Source organism: Bacteroidia bacterium (assembly GCA_033391075.1).
Taxonomy (GTDB): Bacteria; Bacteroidota; Bacteroidia; order J057; family J057; genus JAWPMV01.
On sequence record JAWPMV010000005.1, the window covers coordinates 413,769 to 433,954 of the forward strand.

At 42.5% G+C, this 20,186-nt stretch carries 17 protein-coding genes; 12 read left to right on the plus strand and 5 right to left on the minus strand.

Features of this window, described 5'->3' with window-relative positions; translation table 11 throughout:
• Positions 1-7: 7 nt before the first annotated feature.
• From R8P61_37490 to R8P61_37525, 8 genes are all read left to right on the plus strand, one after another.
• Positions 8-1,048 (plus strand): alpha/beta hydrolase, encoded by a 1,041-nt coding sequence (locus tag R8P61_37490; GenBank protein ID MDW3652834.1) that lies wholly within the window; start codon positions 8-10, stop codon positions 1,046-1,048.
• Between the two features lie 102 nt (positions 1,049-1,150).
• Complete coding sequence (locus tag R8P61_37495; protein ID MDW3652835.1) at positions 1,151-2,224, plus strand: two-component regulator propeller domain-containing protein; 1,074 nt, start codon at positions 1,151-1,153, stop codon at positions 2,222-2,224.
• A gap of 93 nt (positions 2,225-2,317) precedes the next feature.
• Positions 2,318-2,935 carry a macro domain-containing protein gene (locus R8P61_37500; protein ID MDW3652836.1) on the plus strand — a complete coding sequence of 206 codons (618 nt, stop codon included), beginning with the start codon at positions 2,318-2,320 and terminating at the stop codon, positions 2,933-2,935.
• Positions 2,936-3,560: 625 nt separating this feature from the next.
• On the plus strand, positions 3,561-4,730 hold the full coding sequence (locus R8P61_37505) for a TlpA disulfide reductase family protein (protein MDW3652837.1): 1,170 nt from the start codon (positions 3,561-3,563) through the stop codon (positions 4,728-4,730).
• A gap of 49 nt (positions 4,731-4,779) precedes the next feature.
• Positions 4,780-5,532 carry a hypothetical protein gene (locus R8P61_37510; GenBank protein ID MDW3652838.1) on the plus strand — a complete coding sequence of 251 codons (753 nt, stop codon included), beginning with the start codon at positions 4,780-4,782 and terminating at the stop codon, positions 5,530-5,532.
• 276 nt (positions 5,533-5,808) lie between these two features.
• Positions 5,809-7,701, plus strand: a complete 1,893-nt coding sequence (locus R8P61_37515) for a hypothetical protein (GenBank protein ID MDW3652839.1) — start codon at positions 5,809-5,811, stop codon at positions 7,699-7,701.
• A gap of 175 nt (positions 7,702-7,876) precedes the next feature.
• Positions 7,877-9,340, plus strand: coding sequence for a Gfo/Idh/MocA family oxidoreductase (locus R8P61_37520; GenBank protein MDW3652840.1), 1,464 nt, complete (start codon positions 7,877-7,879; stop codon positions 9,338-9,340).
• A 78-nt stretch (positions 9,341-9,418) separates the two neighbouring features.
• On the plus strand, positions 9,419-11,512 hold the full coding sequence (locus tag R8P61_37525; GenBank protein MDW3652841.1) for a PQQ-binding-like beta-propeller repeat protein: 2,094 nt from the start codon (positions 9,419-9,421) through the stop codon (positions 11,510-11,512).
• Positions 11,513-11,776: 264 nt separating this feature from the next.
• On the opposite strand, the gene R8P61_37530 is transcribed toward R8P61_37525, so the two are convergent.
• On the minus strand, positions 11,777-12,901 hold the full coding sequence (locus R8P61_37530) for an aminotransferase class I/II-fold pyridoxal phosphate-dependent enzyme (protein ID MDW3652842.1): 1,125 nt from the start codon (positions 12,899-12,901) through the stop codon (positions 11,777-11,779).
• A gap of 145 nt (positions 12,902-13,046) precedes the next feature.
• On the opposite strand from R8P61_37530, the gene R8P61_37535 reads away from it, so the two are divergent.
• Positions 13,047-14,036: an SRPBCC family protein gene (locus R8P61_37535; GenBank protein ID MDW3652843.1), complete on the plus strand. Its 990-nt coding sequence runs from the start codon at positions 13,047-13,049 to the stop codon at positions 14,034-14,036.
• 348 nt (positions 14,037-14,384) lie between these two features.
• Complete coding sequence (locus tag R8P61_37540) at positions 14,385-15,239, plus strand: sugar phosphate isomerase/epimerase family protein (GenBank protein ID MDW3652844.1); 855 nt, start codon at positions 14,385-14,387, stop codon at positions 15,237-15,239.
• A gap of 57 nt (positions 15,240-15,296) precedes the next feature.
• On the opposite strand, the gene R8P61_37545 is transcribed toward R8P61_37540, so the two are convergent.
• Complete coding sequence (locus R8P61_37545) at positions 15,297-16,376, minus strand: acyltransferase (GenBank protein MDW3652845.1); 1,080 nt, start codon at positions 16,374-16,376, stop codon at positions 15,297-15,299.
• A 67-nt stretch (positions 16,377-16,443) separates the two neighbouring features.
• Between R8P61_37545 and R8P61_37550 the strand changes: the two genes are divergently transcribed.
• The gene (locus tag R8P61_37550; protein MDW3652846.1) at positions 16,444-17,310 is read left to right on the plus strand and encodes a Hint domain-containing protein; all 867 of its coding nucleotides are present in this window, start codon (positions 16,444-16,446) and stop codon (positions 17,308-17,310) included.
• Here the strand turns inward: R8P61_37550 and R8P61_37555 are convergent.
• A complete protein-coding gene (locus tag R8P61_37555) occupies positions 17,299-17,796 on the minus strand; it encodes a hypothetical protein (protein MDW3652847.1) in 498 nt (165 codons plus the stop codon). The genes R8P61_37550 and R8P61_37555 overlap by 12 nt on opposite strands.
• A gap of 132 nt (positions 17,797-17,928) precedes the next feature.
• On the opposite strand from R8P61_37555, the gene R8P61_37560 reads away from it, so the two are divergent.
• Complete coding sequence (locus R8P61_37560) at positions 17,929-19,179, plus strand: cellulase family glycosylhydrolase (GenBank protein ID MDW3652848.1); 1,251 nt, start codon at positions 17,929-17,931, stop codon at positions 19,177-19,179.
• Positions 19,180-19,255: 76 nt separating this feature from the next.
• Here R8P61_37560 and R8P61_37565 read toward each other — a convergent pair whose 3' ends face one another.
• The gene (locus R8P61_37565) at positions 19,256-19,411 is read right to left on the minus strand and encodes a hypothetical protein (protein ID MDW3652849.1); all 156 of its coding nucleotides are present in this window, start codon (positions 19,409-19,411) and stop codon (positions 19,256-19,258) included.
• Between the two features lie 69 nt (positions 19,412-19,480).
• Entirely contained in the window at positions 19,481-19,981 is a 501-nt protein-coding gene (locus tag R8P61_37570) for a hypothetical protein (protein MDW3652850.1), read from the minus strand.
• Positions 19,982-20,186 lie beyond the last annotated feature (205 nt).

Genomic DNA, 20,186 nt, shown 5'->3' on the forward strand with positions numbered 1-20,186 from the left:
CCGCAAGATGAAAAAACTTAGCTGGCTTTTACTAGTAGTTGTTTGCTACCTCCCCTCTGTCGCTCAAATGCCCAAAGACATCTTTGAGTTTGAATTCGAAGGATACAAGATGCATGGCGTTTTGAATATGCCTGAAGATAAGCAGCCGAAAGGTATTGTTTTGATCGTTCATGGTTCCGGTCAAACCAATGCCGTAGCACAGGATTGGTATTCCGATGTTCGCGCACAAATGCTCAGATCAGGCTATGCGACCTATATGTGGGATAAAAGAGGCTGTGGAAAGAGTGAAGGAAACTTTGATAACAATCAAACGGTCCAGAACAGTGCAGAAGAAGTGATTGCAGCTATCGAGGCCCTAAAAGCAGGGAAGATTCCTGGCACCAATGTCATCGGGCTCTGGGGAATAAGCAGAGCCGGTTGGATCAATCCTTTGGTTATCAATCAATATAAAGGGATTAAATTCTGGATTTCAGTTAGTGGGGTGGATGATAAAGAGAACTTTGGCTATTTGTTGACCAAAAACCTTAGAATCAATGGACATCCCAAAGATAGCGTGAAATTATTGGTGGAAGAATGGACCAGAGGTAATGAGATTGCATTTCATGGAGGTAGCTATGAGTCTTATCTGGAAGCGACAAGCAATATTCGTAAAACCCCTTTTTTATTGCGATTTAGCAATGGGGAGGGCAGTGAAGCAGGTTATTACCAATGGCAGGAAAGCTTTATGAAGCAGAATTGGGATTCAATTACCCGGCTTCCGGTCTATATCGAAAACTTTGAAGACATCCTTTCACAGATCGATTGTCCGGTTTTGGCATTGTTTGGGGAAAAAGACATGAATGTCGATTGGCAAAAAACAAAAGCGCTTTATAAAAGAAGCCTGGGACAACACGTAGACCTGGAGATTCAATCCTTCCCAGACGGCAATCACAATTTATTCAGATGCAAAACCGGAGGCTTCTATGAGATTCAGGATGATAAGCTGGGCTGGAACAGATGCGAGGGATTCCTAGAAGCTATGGGAGAATGGCTGAAGCAATTTGATTAGTACAGGCTAAAAAGTTCTTTTTACTTCTCCTTTACACTATTTTACAAAACTGTCTCAGTCATAGAAAGACTTCCTTTTATCTTTGTAGGAAAGATATTTCCTATGAAGAAGTTCCTCATATACTTCCTGTTTATTCTCTTAACTTCTCTCTTTGCTTGTAGCCTTCCACAGAGCTCTCACCTTTCGGAAGAACAAACAAGTGAGAAAGCTGTGGAGAAGAAGGATTCTATTCCTGCCAATTACTATGGCGATCCTATGTGGGATCCCACTGCTAAAGACAAAATTCTACCAGTAGTGCGACGGATTTTCCAGGATAGCAGAGGAGATCTTTGGTTCGCTGGAGATTGGGTAGTTCGCTACAACTATGATTCTCTTGAGGTTTTCAATAGTGAAGATGATTTTCGACGGCTTGTTGTTAGGGAAATAAAAGAAGATCAGAAAGGAAATATCTGGTTTGGAACCTCAGGCGGTATCCTGAAATATGATGGCAAATCCTTTCAGACCTATTCAGAAAAGCAAGGATTGATCGACAATGATGTGTGGAGTATGGAAATCGATAGCAAAGGAAACATTTGGGTAGGAACGATTGAGGGCCTGAGTAGATTCGATGGAGAAAAGTTTAGGGATATTGATTTACCCGAAGCAGAAGAAGATTCAACAAGAGGAGTAACAAGTACTCAGATTGTTCATAGCATCATGGAGGACAGCAAAGGACAGATGTGGTTCGCAACCAATGGAGGTGCATATATTTATACAGCTGATTCCCCCCTCAAAAATATATCAGAAGAAGAGGGTTTACCTAGCAAGTTTGTAAATGATATCCTGGAGGATAAATCAGGAAATATTTGGTTTTCCACTAACCATCAGGGGATATGCCGTTGGGATGGGAAGAATTTCACTTATTTTTCAGAAAAAGAAGGAATAAAAGGCACAGAAGCCTGGAGCCTCTATGAAGATCAATCCGGCAATATCTGGTTTCCCATCAAAGGCCATGGCATGTATCGATACGATGGTAAAAGATTTACCAACTTTCACAAAAAAGAAGGACTGAAAGAAAATGCCATGCATACTAGCTGGGAAGACAAAGAAGGAAACCTATGGTTCGGAGGTTTTATGGCCCTCTATCGCTTTGATGGCAAAAACTTTACTCCTATTGATAAAAATGGTCCCTGGTAAATAAGAATACCTGAGCTTTCTGAAAGAAATGTCATAAAATTTGCTTGAATTTAGGAGAATAGAGGATGACCTTTCCTCTGAAACCCTCCTATTATGCGATTGATTCTTATAGATCCCAAAGTCGAACTATGCACTGCCTGGGAAGAAGCCTTTTCAGATCATCCAGAAGTTGAAATCAGATGTGGCTACTTCGAAACTGTCGAATCCTTTGATTGTATGGTGAGTGCAGCCAATTCTTTTGGGCTCATGGATGGAGGAGTGGATCTCGCCATTATCAATTTCTTTGGAGAGCAACTGGAAAAAAGAGTACAAAGGCACATAATTGATCAGTACTTCGGCGAGCAACCCATAGGAACGAGTTTCATATTTCCTACCCTTCATCCCAGGCATCCTTTTATCGCACATACACCCACCATGCGTACTCCTATGGCCATCACTGGGACAGATTATGTTTACCTGGCTATGAAAGCCCTTCTGGAAGCCGTTTGGAGACATAATCAGAGCGAAGAAGTTAAGATTGAATCCATCCTCTGTCCAGGCTTAGGTACTTCAACTGGAAGAATGCCATTCAAAGAAGCCGCCCGCCAAATGGCTTTGGCCTACAAAAATTTCAAAAATCCTCCGCTGGGTATCGACTGGAGATATGCGGCAAAAAGACAAATGGAAATCAAGTACGGCGGTAATCTCTACCATAAATTCAGGAAAGACTGAAGAGTATCCTAAGCAAGCCTGTCATTGCGAGCCCAAATTTTGGGCGAAGCAATCTCCTTGAATATTAATAGTATTCTACACCTTAAATTCAGGAAAGACTTAAGAGTATCCTAAGCAAGCCTGTCATTGCGAGCTCAAATATTGGGCGAAGCAATCTCCTTGAATATTAATAGTATTCTACACCTTAAATTCAGGAAAGACTTAAGAGTATCCTAAGCAAGCCTGTCATTGCGAGCCCAAATTTTGGGCGAAGCAATCTCCTTGAATATTAATAGTATTCTACACCTTAAATTCAGGAAAGACTTAAGAGTATCCTAAGCAAGCCTGTCATTGCGAGCCCAAATTTTGGGCGAAGCAATCTCCTTGAATATTAATAGTATTCTACACCTTAAATTCAGGAAAGACTTAAGAGTATCCTAAGCAAGCCTGTCATTGCGAGCCCAAATACTGGGCGAAGCAATCTCCTGGGTTTAGATTGCTTTTTTGAGTCAAAGAGATTGCTTCGCCGGAAGTTCCGGCTCGCAATGACAAGCAAAATCCTGGTTTGCCTTATTCAATTCTCCTCAATTCCTCCAAACACAGTCAAGCAGATTTTTCTTAGCTTGTCCGTACAATCAACGGAAAGATGAAAAAGCTACTCCTCTCCCCTATTATCCTCCTCTGCTTCTTTGCCTGTGAACAGAAAGCGGAGATTGAACTTGGCCCTGATGAATTCAGGGTATATGGAACGGTAAAAGGGCTCGACTCAGACTTCATGCTCTTCGATGGTAGAGATGCAGAAGGTGGCCGCATATTCGATACCATTTGGGTGAAAAATGAATCTTTCGACTATACAGGAAAAGTCTATGAATTGTCTCATCTCAATATATGGCCCCAAATCAAGCGGGTAAATAAATGGGTGGATGACGGCAAAGCCTACATTCCAACTCCTTCAGCCAAATTTCAGTTTTTCGCCCAGGAAGGAGATCAAATTGAGTTTACCGGTAAGATCGGAGATTTTGTAGATGCTTATCCTTCAGGAAGCTCAGCCAATGAGGGCCTGGCAAAACTCAATAAGCAGACCTTTCCTTTGACTAGTAAGGGGGGAGATTTGATCGTCCAATGGGAAGAGGAAAAAGATACCACAAAACATGCAGCGATACAGGCTATTATGGAAGAGACGGAAGCGGAATTATTGGAGCAGAAACGAAGCTTCATCAAAAGCCATCCTAATTCCACTGCCGCCGCCTGGGCCCTCCTTGACATGACCATTCGATCAGAAGTAGAGATGGAGGAAATCATTTCCTTATTCGAAGGCCTGGACAGAAATAGCCTGGCAGAGCAAAGTTTCTACCTCGCCATGGATCAGCGAATCGAAGGCTACAAAAAAACGGCAGTTGGCCAGCCTGTGCCTAATTTTGAGGCCCGGGATGCGGTCAATGGGAATTCATTTAGCATGAAAGCCCTAAGAGGAAAATACGTTTTAATTGACTTTTGGGGAATCTGGTGTGGCCCCTGTGTAAAGGAAATGCCCAAAATCAAATCCTATCAGGAAAAATATGCAGATGATTTGGTTGTCGTAGGGATAAATCAGGGAGATAGTGAAAAGCGGATCAAAGATTTTGTGGCAAAAAATGAATATGCCTGGACCCAAATCATGGAAAAAGAAGCGGATTTGGTGGCAAAGTTTTCCGTCGCAGGTTTCCCCACCAAATTGCTCATTGATCCTGAGGGAGAAATCATCCATCGTCAACTTGGAAATGAGGGTGGAATATTGGAGGTTTTGGATAAGAGGCTTTCAGGTGAAAATTCATAGTCCTAAATAGGGATTCAAACTTGCATTTATTTTAAGGGTCTTTTTTTAGATGAAAACACAGAATTTGACAGCTGCTGAATGGATTTACCTCCTAAAACCTATTCAAGCCTGGCCCCATAAATTCATAGCATATACCTTTCTGGAACTACTTTTTCTGGGAGCCTTAAAACTTGAGACTCGGAAAGCCCATTATCATGGACCACGAGACCCTCGAGTGGGAGGCATCATGCATTACGTTGATTTTGGTCCCTATCTAGATAAATTTCACTATCACAGGCATCAGACCTTATTCCTCCAGCACATAAAAATTCATGGGGAAAGTAGCCTGGGAGATATAATGAAAAGCTTAAGATCCAGACTAGGTGGGGAAAATGGAAGCCAAATTATCAACCATTACATCATTCCACAATTGCAGGATAAAGCAGTCCTTTGGTCTCCGTATAGTGTTGTCCATCTTTGTCAGATCTTTATTTCCCAACTAAGCCGCAGAAAAAAACTATTGAGGAAATCTCTGGAGTCTTTAGATATCTATGATTTACAGCAAAATAGTAAACACCTGATCCTCTCGGATTTTGGTCCTCTGCTCCTCTTTGATGAATGCAAAATCACTCAGCAGGCTATGGGCCAAAAAATGAGCTTTAAACTCCAGGAAAAAGGGGTCTTCTATGATTTTCGACTAAAAGAAAAGGAAAAAGACCTGGAAGTCTTTTTCCCAGCCTTTCCCATCCGCAACCTGATGAAAATTTGTAAAAAGTATTTTCCTCCCATCTACTTGGAAGCAGATGTTGATTTCCTTTCATAAGACTCCCTGGCAGGAAGTCACAACTTATTCATATCAGAAAGTCTTTGAAGAACAATCTCTAAAGACATAATCTATGGATGCACCCAAATTCAGTTGGCAGCAGGATTCTTCCTCAGGTATCCTATAAGCTACAAAGCTCATGAACTTATTGCTTATCCTCTGCTCGAGCTTCTTTGTTTGGGGGTCTTGAAATAGAAAAGCTCTACGCAGCATTTGATTGTTGGAATAATCTAAATTTTCATATATTAGAAAAGCCACACAATCAAAACGACGCCCATGAATGCTAGAAATCTATCTGTTTTTGGCAACTTCTTTATTGTTTTCCTCATTGCCTTAGGAACAGGTCTTACAGCCATATTTTTCAGCAAAGACAACCTCATTGTTTTTCTCCAGCTGAGCATTATCGCCTATTTCTCTTTCTTACCTGCCTGGATTTATCTCCAATTCATTTCCACTAAAGGGAAAACACTCTGGGATGAATATGTCCTGAACTTATACAGGCTACGTATTGATCATTTTGCCTACCTTCCCCAACCTCCTACCTATTCCCTTTATTATCATTCCTGGAAAGATAGCCATGAAAGTGTCAGCCATCACTATGACAAAACCAAGTTGGAAAACAAAGAGAATAATCATCTCTGGGAAAATATCTACCAAAAGAAATTTGAAAGTCTGTATGGAGTGGCTCCCGTTGACGATTTTGAGTTAATGGGAAATGACTTCAAAAAGCTTATTTCGCTAAAAGGGGAAAGCCTCTACTTTATGGGGCCGGTAATGGTCGCGACTTTAATCATTTCAGTCTGCTGGACCCTGGTAGTAGAGCCGCTGGGAGTTTCCAATATGGAGTTTATGGAAATAGCTGGAGCGGAAAAGAGGTTTTCTGAAATTTTCAGTTTCAATTTCCAGACCTTCAAATTTGGGATTCTGGGTGCCTATTTCTACATCCTTCAAATGCTCATCAGGAGGTTTTTTCAAAATGACCTTCGTAGAAATGCCTATGTAAGTGTCATTATGCGCTACATAGTAGTGATTTTACTGGTTTGGGTAATGGATGTATTACTAAAAAACACCTATTTGGAAACCTATACAAATACCCTCGCATTCGTGGTAGGAGTATTTCCACATATTGGATGGAAAGTCATTGTCTCCCTGATTAAACTTCCCGTAAAAATTGTAGTTCCCAGTCTTCAACAAGACTATCCCTTGAGTGATTTGGATGGATTGAATATTTGGTATGAATCCCGCCTACTGGAAGAAGGAATAGAAGATATGCAAAACCTGGCAACGGCAAACCTGGTGGACTTGATGTTAAACACCCGAATACCCGTTGAAAGATTGGTTGATTGGGTAGATCAATCTATCCTGTATCTGCATTTGGGGACGCAGGAGAAAAACGAGGCAAAACACAGAAAAATTCTGCGTCAGCACGGGATCAGAAATGCAACAGACTTAGATGATATATTTTTCAATGATGAAGGTGAATTGAATACCAAATTGACCGAAAATAAAATTTCCGAAGCAAGCCTCAAACGCATTGCAAATGATCCCCTTATTCATATTCTGGACTCGGGGCCAAATGGAGCACCGGTCCTGCTTTCGATAATTAAAGCGCTTAAAAGATCTCCCAATCTTTATCATATCCGCCAATGGAAACGGTATTCACAGGATCAAATGGAGCTCTTTGAAATGATTAAGAAAGATGAGCGTCTGCAATTGAAGCTCCAGACAGAAGGAGTTATCCAGAATATGCATACCGAACTATTTCATTTACTCAATGGCCTGAAAGAAGAGGAAGCTATTGAAGCTGAAATGAGTCAAAAAATCATGAGTCCTATCAACACATATCTCCATGATATAAAAAATAAGCCCCTCACGCATATAGAATTTATCAATAAAAGTGATAATACTTTATTCCTGCTTTGGATAGATCAGGATAAAAAAGTCATTCCCTATACCGAGATTCGTCCGAAGGCATCCCATAAGCAACAGACCTTTAAGGAACATAAATGGGTGATTAGAAAAGAAAAAGAAGGAAATACCCTGTATGAAGCAATAGGTGAAAAAGAAGATACGCAGCTCATCTTTGAGAATGATAGAATCTTTAAAAATGGCAAGGAGATCCGGGAAAAAGTTCCAAAAAAGAAAACTCCCGCTGCACCTAAGGGCTAGTAAAGTAAGTCAGCTACAGATTTGCTGAGCATCCCTGCCAAATTTTACAATCCTTCGTGTTTCCTATTGCTGAATTATTTATTTTGAGCAAGAGGACCTTCCTCATTTATTCTACTACTATCATTTTTGGTTAAATCTGGAAATTTGGCCAAAAAAGAATTTTCATACGAAACCTATGAAGGATCAAAAAACTACTCCCAAAAATTCCCGCCGATCATTTATCAAGAATACGGCAATTGCCTCTTCCTTTTTTATTGTTCCCAGACATGTACTGGGAGGTGTAGGGTATACTGCACCCAGTGATCAATTGGTTCTGGCTGCCATAGGTGCTGGAGGAAAAGGTAGCAGTGATATCTATAATGCGTCTGTGAAAGGGAGAGAGAAAGTGATTGCACTCTGTGATGTGGACTTTTCTGGTTCTGCCAAACGCTCAGTGAAAAATTTCCCGGATGCAAAACGATATGCAGACTACCGGGAAATGCTGGATAAGGAAAAAGACATAGATGCAGTTACCATTTCTACTCCGGATCATGTTCACGGACCGGCCGCAAAATTTGCCATGGACAGAGGCGTTCATTGCTATGTCCAAAAGCCGATGACCCACAATATTCGGGAAGCTCGTATTCTCACCGAGCTTGCCAGAGAAAATAAGATCGTAACCCAAATGGGAAATCAGGGAGGCTCTAATCCCCTACTGGGAATGGTCCAAAAATGGATAGATGATGGAGCAATAGGTACCGTTTCCAAGGTTCAGGTTTGGACAAATAGGCCTGTATGGCCTCAGGGCTTTGCTATGCCCGAACCGGATGAATCTGCCAAACCCGATGATTTACACTGGGATCTTTGGTTAGGACCCTCTAAAACTATGCCTTTCACTCCCAATCTCCATCCCTTCAATTGGAGAGGATGGTGGGATTATGGGACAGGCGCACTGGGTGATGTAGGTTGCCACCTCATTGACATTCCTTTCCGCACACTCGGACTTAAATATCCTACAGATGCTGAATGCAGTGTAGGTTCTGTCTATACCAAAATGTGGAATGCCGACTATCATCCGGAAGGTTGTCCTCCTTCATCTTTCATTACCCTGCACTTCGATGCAACAGAGAAAACAGGATCAAGAATTGAAATGACCTGGAGTGATGGAGGGATCAGGCCTTCGCATCCGGAGATTATTCCCCCCAACAATGATATAGGAGGAAAAGACAGCAAAAATGGCGTACTCATCATTGGCGATAAAGGCATTATTTCCACCAATATCAATGACAGCTCCCCCCTCATGCCTAAACTCTACCTCAATGACGGAACAACTGATTTTGGGCCAGAGGTAGAAAAATTGGAAGAGCCAGAATACGGACACCAACGCAAATGGGTAGATGCCTGTAAAGCCGGCTTCGGTAGTGAAGAACATAAGGCCCTGACTTCATCTTTCGATTATGCAGGCCCTATGACAGAAACCGTGCTTATGGGTAATCTGGCTATTCGTAGCTATATGCTCAGAAAAGAAAATGACAAAGGTGCTATGGATTTCTATGCCCGTAAAAAACTCCTGTGGGATGGAGAAAACATGCGCATTACCAATCTCGAAGAAGCCAATCAGTTTGTGGGTCGTACCTATAGAGAAGGCTTCGAAGTATAAAATTGCATAGACTCCCCGGCATGTTTGCCTCCTGCCGGGGAGTATTTCATTCCTTTAACGTATCTCAGCCTCTTCCTTATGCCTGCTTTTCCTAAGACCATAGCATTTCTGTTATGCCTGCCTATTTTGTTTTATTCCTGCTCCGAACCTAAAATTCCTGTCGGTGCAGAGGCTGATTGGGCGCATTATCTGGGACATCCCAGCAGCAATCAATATAGCCTCCTCAAGCAGATCAACAAGCAAAATCTTGACAAACTTAAAGTAGCCTGGACCTTCGATACTGGAGACAGTGCCAATTATCAGGTAAATAATCTCATCGTGAAGGGAGTGCTTTTTACAGCTACTCCTCATAGTCGGGTGATAGCTTTGGATGCAACTAAAGGAGAAGCTATCTGGACCTTTGATCCTGATGAGGTCAAAGGAGAATTGGCCGATCGGGACCAAAGAGGAGTAGCCTATTGGCAGGATGGAGAAAAGGGAAGGATTTTGACCTCCAAAGGTCCCTGGCTTTTTATGCTGGATGCGGAAACAGGAAAATTGGTGGAGTCTTTCGCGGAAAAGGGTGCTATGCACCTTGGAGGAAATATGGACCTCGAAGGAAGACCTGATGTTTCCCTCAATACGCCCGGACATGTGTATAAAGATATGCTGATCATGGGGGCGAATGTGGGCGAGGACACCCCAGGTGCGGTAAGAGCTTTTGATTTGAAAACTGGAGAACGAAAATGGATCTTCCATACCTTTCCCAGAGTAGGTGAAGTCGGTTCTGATACCTGGCCTGAAGACTATCTGGAAACAAGTGGGGGAGCTTCAGATTGGTCTGGACTTGCTATCGATACTGCTAGAGGAATCGTGTATTCTTCAACTGAGACCGCCGGACCAGATTTTTACGGAGGAGAGCGATATGGCGAAAATCTATTTGCCAATTCATTGATCGCACTGGATGCCCATACAGGAGAAAGAATTTGGCACTTTCAATTTGTTCATCATGACATGTGGGACATGGATTGTCCTACTCCTCCTACCCTCTTGACAGTAAAACATGAAGGCAAAATGCTGGATGTAGTAGCTCAGGGTACTAAAATGGGCTTATTATATGTATTTGATCGGGTAACGGGTGAACCGCTTTGGCCCATAGAAGAAAAAGAAATGGCCCCTTCTGAAATCGCAGATATCAAGTCCTGGCCTAGCCAGCCCTTTCCGACAGCCCCACCACCGCTGACCCGTCAACTCTACACGGAAGCAGATTATTCTGACATTTCACCCAAAGCCGCCCAACTCAGTAAGGATGTTTATGAAAGAGGGGGAAGCCAAGGCTCTTTCCCCGCACCAAGTTTGGAGCAAAGCATCATATTCCCAGGCTTTGATGGAGGTTTCGAATGGGGCGGTTCAGCAGCAGACCCTAACGGCATCCTTTATGTCAATGTCAATGAGATGCCCTGGTATTATCAGCTCATTCCTACCAAAACGGATAATGCAGAATCCATGCAAGCCGGAGAAGCCTTATATAGAGGAAATTGTTCTTCTTGTCATGGGATAGATCGAAAAGGGGATCCAGGAGGTGGATTTCCTGCTGTGGATGCTGTTTCTTCAAAACTGGATCGAAAAGCAGTAATGGCCCTGATCAATTATGGTGGGGGGAGAATGCCTGCGTTTAAGCAGTTGAGCGATGAGCGTAAAAATATGATCGTAGATTATTTATTTGGAAAGGATACCCCTGAACTTCCTCCCAATGCTCAGCTTGATCCCTATGTATTTGCTGGCTTCAAACGCTTTCTGGATGATGAAGGTTATCCTGCCATCAAGCCTCCCTGGGGCACCCTCAATGCTGTGGACCTGAATACGGGTACAATCAAATGGAAGGTTCCTTTGGGAGAGTTTGAGGAGTTGACGGAAAGAGGAATCCCCATTACGGGTACTGAAAATTATGGCGGTCCGGTTGTTACGGCCAGTGGCTTGATTTTTATCGCAGCCACTACAGATAAAAAGATCCGTGCTTTCGATGCAGAAACAGGTGAGATGCTTTGGCAACATGATTTGCCTTTTGATGGGCATTCGACTCCCAGTATCTATATGGCCAATGGCAAGCAGTATGTGGTTGTCTCCGCAGGAAATTCGAAACTGAATCCTGTGAAAGGCGGAATGCTGGTGGCTTTTGCCTTGGAGGAGTAGATTTAGGCATTCGGTCATCTCGAAGCTTGGGTTGTTCCGGACTTGAAGCGCTGAGAGATCTAGTATTTTTCTCGTTTAATACAAGATTTCCTGGCACACTGTCCAAGCACCGTCCGTCATCGAAATGATTTATATTTTAATTATTACTTCCAAAAGCTGTCATCCCGGAATCTATTAGATATCCGGGACCTCTAGCGTATTCTTGACTTTACTAGAGATCCCGGCTCTTGTATTAAGGCCGGGATGACATACCATGTGATAATCCTAAACCACCCTCTCCAAAATCCCTTTCAAACCCTCATCTATCCTCGCCAGGCCTTCTTCCAGATAATCTTTGGTAGAACCCGCCCCCATTCTCACAAATCCCTCCATACCAAAACAAGTTCCGGGTACAATAAAGACCGAATGATTTTTCCTCAGATAATCAGACAACTCCTCCGATCCCATATCCAAATGATATTGAAAAAACACCATCCCAGCCGCTTTGGGTGGGCTGAATGAAAAAACGTCCGGATACTGCAAGGCCCAATTCTGTAGAACGTCCAGGTTTTTAAGCAACATGGAAATATTACGCTGACGGATTTTTTGTCGCATCTCTTCCTCCAATGCTATTTCGGCTACCCTATGACTCAAAACAGAGGCCGTGATAGAAGTATAATCATGATAAGCCCAGGCGGTATCTATGATTTCCTTGGGTCCGATCAACCAGCCAATTCTCAATCCCGGTAAAGCATAGGCCTTAGATAAACCTCCATTTACAATGGCTTTATCATAGCGCCCATAAAAACTGGGCCTTTCTACTCCATCCAATTCAGCTCCTCGGTAAACCTCATCCGCATATACCCATGCACCTACTTTTTCAGCAATCGCAATGATGCGATCCATTTCTTTTTCAGTTAGGGTATAACCAGTCGGATTATTGGGATTGCAGATAGCAATCATTTTCGTCTTCTCATTCACCTGGGATTCCAATTCCTCAAGATCAGCTGCCCAATCGTTTTCTTGCCTGAGGTGAAAGGCTCTGGGCTTGGCTCCTATTTCCTCTGCAATCCCCCATATCTGCATATAGTTAGGGAGCATCATAACTACTTCATCTCCGGGCTTTAGCAAGCTATGACAGGCTACAAAATTAGCTTCCGAAGTACCATTGGTCACGACTACCTGTTCGAAATTTGCAGCCGGATACATAGCTGCTATCCGCTTGCGTAAAGAAATACTCCCATTTGTCTGACCATAGCCCAGAGTCAGCTGTAAAATATCCGCTTGTTGTTCCTCGTTTAAGAGTTCATGTAAGGAATAGGGGTGGAATCCACTTTCAGTAAGGTTATAATCCACTGTATTTTCGTACAGCGATTGAATTCGTTCAAGCTCAAAAACAGGAATATTCATATTTTTAGTATTTTATCTAATTTATTTAGTATATTTGCTAAAAACTCTTAAGGGAATTTCAAATTAATTTAGCAACCGCAATTGTCAAACACTAGCGACTAAGGACATTTGCTCTCACACACAAATATTCACAATTATGCGATTTATGAAAATCTTCCTTTCTATCCTGGGTGTTTTGCTCCTTGCTATATTAGGCATGGTCATATTCGCCCCTACAAATGTAGCGGTAGAAACTTCGGAAGTAATACCTGCAAGCAAAACTATGGTATTCCAGGAGGTTTTAACCTTCAAAGCCCGAGACGCCTGGAATCCCTGGACAGATATGGACCCCAATATCAAACAAGAAATTATCGGAGAAGATGGTACCGTAGGTGCCAAATACCGTTGGGAAGGCAATTCGGATGTAGGAAGTGGAGAACAGGAGATCACGGCCATTGAAGGTATGGATAAGGTGGACACAAAGCTCATTTTTACAGCACCCTGGGAGTCTGAAGCAGACACCTATATGAAGCTTGAAGAAGTAGAGGGAGGAACCAAAGTAAGCTGGGGCTTTAGCAGTGAAGCTCCCCGACCAACCAATGCAATGATGCTTTTTATGAAAGGAGCTATCGAAAAGGATTATAATAAAGGCCTGAAAAGACTCAAAAAACTAATAGAAGACAATCCTATGAGCTTTGAAATTAGAGAAAAGGAAATGCCCGAGACCTATTACGTAGGCAAAAGGAGCACAATTAATATGGCTGATATCACAGCCTACTTTACAGAGGTATTCCCTGCAGCTTTCGCTTATGTAGGGAAAAGTGGAATCAATGCTACAGGAAATCCTATGGGTCTTTACTATTCTTATGCGGAGGATGGTAGCTCAACTGATTTGGCAGCGGTCATTCCGATTGAAAATGGAAATATTGTTGGAAGTGATTTTGACTTGATTACCATTCCTGCAGGCAAAGCCCTGGTGATGGATTATTATGGTGATTATAATGCCATCGATAAAGGCCATGACGAATTTGAAGCCTATCTCCTAAGAAAAGGATTGAAAAGAAAATTTCCAGTTGCGGAGCAATACATTACCGATCCGACGACTGTAGACGATCCCTCAAAGATATTAACGCAGATCACCTACTGGTTAGAGTAGGCATCCTGCATCATCCCCTGATACGATAAACTTAGATTCTCAAGGGCTTACGATCTGATCGTAGGCCCTTTTTCATTTTTTCACCTTTTGCTCCCTACATGCTAAGCTAAATTATCTTCAAATAGAGATCTCCCGGCTTGAATGGATCGAATTTCAAGCCTAACTTTAGGAAATGGATTCGGAGCCTTATATTCGGATACCCAAAATTTATCAATTAAAACTATGTCTACTAACAGAAGAGCTTTCTTACAGAATGGTGCCCTATTAGGCTCAGGGCTAATACTTTCCCCCTGGCTACTCAATTCATGCGCAGGAGAAAAGACAAGTTCAGACAAAAAAGATGCTGGTATGGAGGAAATGGCAGATGCTACTTCCATGTTCTTCAACATATCTCTTGCCCAATGGTCTTTACATAAGGCCCTATTCTCTGGCAAAATTGACAATCTCGATTTTCCAGCTATTACCAAAAATGAATTTGGAATCGAAGGAGTAGAATTTGTAAATCAGTTTTTCAAGGATAAAGCCAAAGACCAAAGCTACCTGGGAGACCTGAAAACTCGCTGTAGCGACAATGGAGTTACTCCCCTCATTATCATGATAGATGGAGAAGGTGGGCTGGGAGATACCAATGAAGCCAAAAGAAAAGAAGCTGTAGAAAACCATTATAAATGGGTAGAAGCTGCCAAATTTCTGGGTTGTCATTCGATCCGTGTAAATGCCTATGGAGAAGGTACAGCTGAAGATGTGAAGGCAGCAGCCATTAGTGGACTGGGAGCCGTTGCGACTTTTGCTAGTGACATGGACATAAATGTGATTGTCGAAAACCATGGAGGCTATTCCTCTAATGGAACCTGGCTATCAGATGTAATGAGTCAGATCGCCATGGATAATTGCGGCACTTTGCCTGACTTTGGAAACTTTTGTATCAAGCGGGGAGAAAATGGATGTGAAGAGGAATATGATCGTTATCAGGGAGTCCTGGAACTGATGCCTTTCGCCAAAGCCGTTTCAGCAAAATCACATGACTTCAATGATGCCGGAGATGAGATCCATACCGACTATATGAAGATGATGAAAATCGTTAAGGACGCTGGTTACAAAGGTTGGGTAGGTGTGGAATATGAAGGGAGTGAACTTGACGAATACGCAGGAATTAAAGCCACCAAAGCCCTACTCGAAAAAGTAGGTAAAGCTCTGGGATAAAACAGAACATAAATATTCACTATATGAAGGGACAGATTATATTCTGTCCCTATTTTTTTAATAAAAATACTTTTTCAACCGCAAAAAAGGCTTCTCCAAAAGCAGATAAGACAGCCAACTGATCAGAATCGAAAGACTCAAACACAAGAGTCCAAAGAGATAAGATTCGAGATAGCCTCCTGCTTCAGCCAGAAATTTTTCCCAAAGCTGTAAACACAAAGCGATGACTATGGTATGGTAAACATACAGACCATAAGTATATTTCCCCAAAATGCTGATTAATGCTTCATCAGAAATGCTCAAACTGGCGTCCTCCGGTATAAACAAAACAAGAATCCACATAAAGGCGATGCCCAACAGCAAAGGCCCAAATACGAAATGGATTTGTCCGGAAAAATGAGGATAAACAAATACAAGGATCAGGATAAAGAGAAGCATGATCCGGGAAGTAAAGGTAGCATATCGGGGAAAGCGAAAACTATCCCTTTTTTCCGTCAGCAAATATGCCGGCAATGCTCCTACTGCAAATAGATCCAGATTTGTAAGAAGGTCGAGACTGTCCCATCCTTTTTGAAAGAACACAAAGCGGGATAATAGTGAAATTAAGATGGATACAAATAGCAAATAAGGAAGCTTCTTTGAAGGAAGAAAATAGAGTGTGATTCCCCAAAACAGATAGAAATGCTCCTCAATGCAGAGCGACCACATTACTCCCAGTGGAGCAACATTGGGAGATTCTCCCAGCAAAATCATCCGATAATTCTCCAAAAAGCCCAGACTCATCCACCAATTGGGTTCATAACCGGCATCAGAAGCAGTCAAACCGAGAATCCCCAGAATCCAGGGTGTCAAAAAAGCAAATAGAATCATGGCATAATACAAGGGCCAGATTCTCAGGATTCGTCGAAGAAAGAAATTCTTAAGGTTTAGCCTAGCCTTAGCTTCCTTTTCCTCCAGGATAATATGGGTAATCAGGAAGCCACTAAGTACAAAAAAGAACATTACCCCTATGCCTCCTCCGGCTTTCAGGTAGGAGAATAATGGGAAGTTGGAGATGGGTAAATGAAAAAGAAAGACCTTGAAAAAGGCCAGGAAACGTAAGGCGTCAAAACTTTTAAAATATCTTTTCTTTTGCATCTACGCAGCAAAAGAACGGATTGCTCCGTTTAAATTCAAAACAGCCAAACACAAAAAATATCCAGCTATGAAATTTTCCCTTATAAAACTCTCTCTCTTTTTATCAGTTCTGCTACTTTTTTCCTGCGAAGAAGAGGCCCTGAATCCTTCGGTCAATTTCCCGGATTTCAGCAATTGTAACTGCGATTTTGAAAGTAGAGACTTTGTCTGCACATCAGAAGGAAACTGGTACAGGTCTGAATGTTTTGCGGAATGTTTGGGAGAAGATATGAATTTAATTACCGCTGACTCCTGTGATCTTACTTCATTCGATCCTGCGGACACCCTGAGCTGGCCGATACAAATCATATGTCATCCCGTTTTACCTTTGCCTCCTGTAGTCTCCATCCTGAGCGACAGTACCAAAATATTTGAAATCAATGATTCGACTTTTGTACGAGGCGTAGAAGGCAGATGCCTTTGTCTTTCGCCCGAAACAATGATTGCAACTCCCGAAGGTGAAAAAGCAGTTTCCAGCCTCAAAGAAGGAGATTGGGTCATTACCCAAAACCTCTCCAAACAAATAGAAGCTCAACCTATCATTTGGTTTAGGAAAGCGCAGGTTCTTGACGACCATAAAATGCTACACCTATGCCTGGAAGATGGCAAGGAAGTACGACTGAGCCCTTCACATCCAGATCAGTCCTACAATGCTATGAAAAAATTGAAAGTCGGGGATTATTATAATGGAGTTCGCATTCTTTCCAGCCAAGTACTACCGTATGGAGAAACCCATACCTGGGATATTCTTCCTGGAGGAACAACGGGACTTTATAAGGCAAATGGGATTTGGGTAGGAAGTACACTTTTCAGTCCAATTGTGGGCTATACTCAAAGAGAAGTTGATCCGACAGGCTGTACCACGCCTGGAGGTGGAATAGTCTCAAATCCCTAAATAGGACTTCAGGGCTTCCATATCTGTTTTGCGGTTTCCCGACAAGCGATAAACTTCCATCTCTTCCGGGGGAAGACCATGCCTTTGGTATGCGCCCCAGATATACTGAATGTACCACTCAGGTTCTCTGCCCCATCTTACGTCTAGCCTCTTTCTATCGAGAAACACGGTCCTTGGTATCTCGACAAAAATGCTTCGGTCGTATGCTGCATTGATTTCGGGGAAAGCAAAAGTGAAGATTCCTTCCAGAATCACGATTTCATGTTCTCTTCTGGCCTGCTCTATGGTGCTTTTCCACCTGGGCAGGTCTATGGATTCAGGGACTTCCCAGTCAATATGCTTCTGTATCATCGGGATGTCTTTTTCTGCTTTGACAAAGTCATCCTGATGGAGCAAAATCACCTTTCGCTCTTTGTACAAACCCTTTATCCGCTTTGCCAGCTTCGTTTTGCCTGATCTACTGAGTCCGCCTATCCCGATCAACATACTGATAAGTTTGGGCTAAGGTACTAAAAAGGAAGATTTTCCAGAACTTGCCTTTCCCCTCAATAAATAGCAAATTCGATCATGAGAAGATTCCTCCCCTTTTTTATTCTACTCATATTTCAAATTCCCTTTATGAGCCACGCTCAGAATGATTTTATCCGTATTGAAAACGGAAAATTTATCTTGCAAAATCAGCCCTATTATTTCCTCGGAACAAACTTTTGGTACGGAATGAATTTAGGTTCGGAAGGCGAAGGTGGAGATCAGGACAGATTGTTGCGAGAACTTGATCAACTCAAGGAACTGGGCGTAAAGAATCTACGGGTGATGGCTGCTAGTGAAGGTCCAGATGATGAACCCTGGCGGATGCTACCAAGCCTCCAACCAGAAGCGGGTAAGTATAATGAGCAGGTATTGAAAGGACTCGATTTTCTTCTGGCTGAAATGGCAAAACGCGATATGTATGCAGTCGTTTGCCTGAATAATTTCTGGCCCTGGTCAGGTGGCATGTCTCAATACAAAGCCTGGACAAAAAAGAAGAAAATCCCCTACCCTCCTCCAGCAGAAGGAGGAAATTGGGCGACTTACCAAACTTATACAGCTGATTTTTATAGCAATAAGGAAGCAAAATCGCTTTTCGAAGATCATATTAAATTCATTCTTGGAAGAAAGAATAGTATAAATGGTCTTGCCTATGTGGATGATCCCCATATCATGGCCTGGGAAATTGCCAATGAAGCCAGAGGCATCCTGAAGCCCAGAAAATATCGAAAGTGGATCAAGGAAACCGCCAGCCTGATCAAAAGTCTGGATCCCCATCATCTCTTAACCACGGGAAGCGAAGGCTATACTCCTTCCAAACTTGCTGGGACCCATGCGAAAAAGGACAATAAATTCAAGCATATAGATTATCTGACTGTTCACATCTGGATTCAGAATTGGGGTTGGTATGACCCCAACGATCATGATAAAACTTTTCCTAAGGCAAAGGAGAAAGCTTTAAAATATTTGAACAGGCATATTACGGCAGCGGAGGAATTAGGCAAACCCCTGGTTATGGAAGAATTTGGCATTGCGCGTGATGAAGATGACCATAATCCGGCTGCTACTACTGAGGCACGGGATGCCTATTATCAATATATGTTTGAAGAAGTTTATAGCAGGGCAAAAGCGGGTTCAACACTCGTGGGATGTAATTTCTGGGCATGGGGGGGAGAAGGAAGGCCTCGAGCACCCCATGCGATCTGGAAAGCCGGAGATGAGTTTATCGGCGATCCTCCGCATGAATACCAGGGATGGTATTCGGTTTATGATACAGATCGGACTACTTTGGAAGTGATAGAAACTTATGCTCGAAAACTAGAGGCCCTGGGTAAACCCTAGCCTCTGGGTTAGCGGCAAAACGAAAATACTACAATTGCACAAGAACACTACATAGTCCGGGAGAAAGGAATATGACCTATTCCGGAGATGCATTGAATATGACTGCCCGCATATTGGCTAAGTGCAAAGAATACCAAAGAAATCTCCTGATCTCCTGATCTCCTGATCTCATGATCTCATGAGATTTGATATCCAAACTTGAACAATACAAAGCCATCTCTTTTGAACGCATGGGTTCGGTTTTGCTAAGAGGAAAAAGCGAGTCCATCGACATTTATGCCATCAACAAAGCATAAATATCCTAAAACTCATAGCCCAAATGAATCCCGGAAAACATTTCGGCATGTTCCCCCAAGAGGCCTCCAATCACCGGCCCCAAATGGAAGTGATTTCCAATGAATATATTGATCTCTGATTCGATATAGGCTGAGACCGTAAGTGATTCCTCTTCATTCCCCAGAGTAAAATTGGGACCAGCATTGAAGGTAATCCATTTGGCTGGTTTATAACTCCCAATCAAGGCAAGTTCATGTCCCAATTCGCCCGCTTCCTCATATTTCAGGGTGTAACCGACTCCTAGCGCCCAATGATGATTAAACCAATAGGTAAGGTGCAACTCATTTCCCCAAAGCCTTTCCTCTGCAGCTTCACTTCCGGGCTGAAAAAAATGCAATCCGGAAAAAACAATTTCCCAGGCTCCTTCTGCTTGATGTGTCTTTTCGGATTTGTCGTGTTCCTGAGCAAAACAAAAGGATCCTACAAAAAGCAGGCTTATAAGGATTAAGTAGTGGCGAAACGTCATCAAATGCAGGGTTTATAGGATTAAATATCCCACAAAAATAGCGGGCGAAATCCTACCCGGCTGTCGCCATTTACACGCAGAGCTAAATTTTTAGAAAAAATTGTATTGAGCTGTTTAGATGAATGAAAGGTATTCGTCTTATCTAAATGAGTTTGGACAAAGTCGACTACAGCTCCATTTCTAATTCGATTTAATGCGCATCAAT